This is a genomic window from Paenibacillus caseinilyticus, from assembly GCF_027533645.1.
Taxonomy (GTDB): Bacteria; Bacillota; Bacilli; order Paenibacillales; family NBRC-103111; genus Paenibacillus_G; species Paenibacillus_G caseinilyticus.
Genome location: NZ_JAQAGY010000047.1, coordinates 1 through 2,632 on the forward strand (window position 1 = coordinate 1; position 2,632 = coordinate 2,632).

Sequence of the window (2,632 nt, forward strand, 5' to 3'; positions counted from 1 at the left end):
GACTTGCTCATTTTGAAGCATGGCAGAAACTCATTACTGAGCTTCTATATTTAACACTCACTCGATGTTCAGTTTTCAAAGGGCAATTCGTTTCGTTTGACTCAAGCCGCCGAAGCAGCTCAATCAATCTACCATATCTTTTTCATCTTAGCAAGTATTTTTTAATAACTTCTTAATTCCTACTTGCTATAAGTCATAGATCTCGGTGACATTCATGTTTCCGTTCCAAGGGACAAGTCCTCAAGGTGTAGATTCTAGACGCCTCTCATCGACAACGAAATTTATAATATCATAGTATTCCTATTAAATGCAACCCTTAATTTTATTTATATGAAAAACATCGAAAATCAACATCACTAGGTATGTATCTCAAGGGAGTTAGACTTTATGCAGTAAATGACCCGCCTTATTAAGAGCACTTTAATGCTTGAATATCATAAAATAACCATTTGGTTTTTCATCATATGGAAAGGCGAATTGTAATGTAATCTCGATAGAGTTCCTCTTACGAGTCGTCTTTTGTATTCACCTTATTCAACCTGCATTGTTACCTAAATCAATATGCGCTGTTTATACCACATAACCAAAACCTGCTCAAGGTTACTTCGGTTCTGGAGAAACCAACTTTACCGGTATACCGTGGGATATCCGAACAATAACCGATTTTCCCAATATAGCTGAATCATTTTCTTTGGAATCGCAGAGTACAGTTCTTGCAAGCTTAGTATTCTTGTCATAGACGAGATAGGCTGCTTCATTTCTTTGACCATTCCAATGACAGAGAGTTCTCTGCTAGTCGGTTCACAGAGCAATGGCGTACGGATAAAAAACAGCTATCTATAAGCAATAATCTGCTATAAACCCTGCTCCCAGCGGAAGTCCAAGCAGACCCACAACCGAATCAAGCTTTAGTAGAAAGGGGCCTCATTGTGCCGCTTATAGCCTGATGCTTCGTAAGGCATTCCGACATCTTACAATCGGATTTGTGTTATGGAACAAAAACAAGTTATTACATGATTTTAAGAGACGAGTTGTAATATGATGTGCCACACCTAAAGAAAAACAGAAAGGCCCATGCTGGTTTCGTATAAAATGGAAGTCACCACAACACCATTTTATACAGGAGAACCCAACATGAGCTACTCCCATCTTAGCATAATTGAGCGTGGACAACTAGAGACTCTGTACCGGCTGGGCTGGTTGCGAGGGCCATTGCCCGACATCTAGGGCGTCACCACTCGACCGTCTCCCGGGAAATTCAGCGGGGACAAACCGAAAGTGATACAAGGCCATCGTTTCTGAGCAGGCTTATCATCAGCATAGAGAGGGCAGCGTCCCATGTGGTAAGTACACAGAGGAACTAGCGAAAGACATCCAGGAAAAGCTGCATCAAACCTGGTCTCCAGAGAAAGTTGCAGAGAAACGAAGAGCCGAGGGGAAACCCTTCGTCTGTTTTAAAACCATCTATCGCTGGATCTACTCTGGCCGGCTTGTTGCTGGAGATGTACAGGTGCTTCGGCACAAAGGCAAACGACGCAAACCCGTTGAGGCGTGGACGCTTCATGGTCGGAACCCCCATCAGCCAGCGGCCTAAAGACGTGCGTAAGCGAAAGACTTTCGGCCACTGGGAGCTGGTTACCGCCCTGTCCAGTCGCGGAAAAAGCAAGGCTTGTGCCGCTACGTTCATTGAACGAAAGACGAGAATGTATATCGCCTTGAAAATCCCGGATCGCACTGCATACTCCATTGAGGTTGCATGCGGTGTGGTAGCGAGCCAGTACCCACAAGCTGCCTTTCAAAGCGCTACCGTAGACCGCGGCAAGGAGTTTGCCTGCTACAGCTCTTTAGAGAACCTGCTCGGTATCAAAGTCTACTTTGCCGCCCCCTATTCGTCCTGGCAACGCGGGTCCAATGAAAACGGCAACGGCCTGCTACGCGAATTCTTTCCCAAAGGCCACGACTTGGCATCCGTAACGGATAATGAACTAGCGGAGGCGGTTCACCTCATTAACCACAGTCCTCGTAAATGCCTCGGGTGGCGTTCAGCGTACGAAGCCTTCATGGATGAGATGTCGCACTTGGCTTGATAATCGGTCAAGAAAAAACGCAATAAGTAAAACCCTATGATTCAAAAGTTTGAACTTATGTCGACTTTGAGTCAACATCTTCTACATAGTAGTGCCTTTACCCTTTAAGAGAGAGCAGCCACTCTTGGTAACAGAATCCACATAAAATATGAAGATCTTTTTCACGCCCATCCTCTTCATACACTGTTATACTGTGAGCCGACTCTGTACTCTCTTCACAATACTGACAAGTGTAAGCCATTTGATCATTAATCTCCTTCTCTAAATTAAAGTAGTAAAAAAGTAATTAGGGGTTTATCTCTTTGTTTTTATTTTCCCGTTTATAGTGGTTAACTATGCACCTTTCGTCTTCCAATACCTAATACATTGTTAAAATACAAAGAACCCTTAAGATGATATATACCATCTTAAGGGTTCTTCAATTGCTTGGCGACGTTCTACTCTCCCAGGACCCTGCGGTCCAAGTACCATCGACGCTGGAAGGCTTAACGTTCGTGTTCGGGATGGGTACGCGTGGTTCCCTTCCGCCATCATCACCAAACGGT

At 44.3% G+C, this 2,632-nt stretch carries 1 rRNA gene and 1 pseudogene; one reads left to right on the forward strand and one right to left on the reverse strand.

Annotated features, from left to right (window positions below):
* Positions 1–1,134 precede the first annotated feature (1,134 nt).
* Positions 1,135–2,087 (forward strand): annotated as a pseudogene (locus O9H32_RS32715) (IS30 family transposase).
* A 424-nt stretch (positions 2,088–2,511) separates the two neighbouring features.
* On the opposite strand, the gene rrf reads toward O9H32_RS32715, so the two are convergent.
* Positions 2,512–2,628: ribosomal RNA gene (gene rrf, locus O9H32_RS32720) — 5S ribosomal RNA — on the reverse strand.
* Positions 2,629–2,632: the final 4 nt, after the last annotated feature.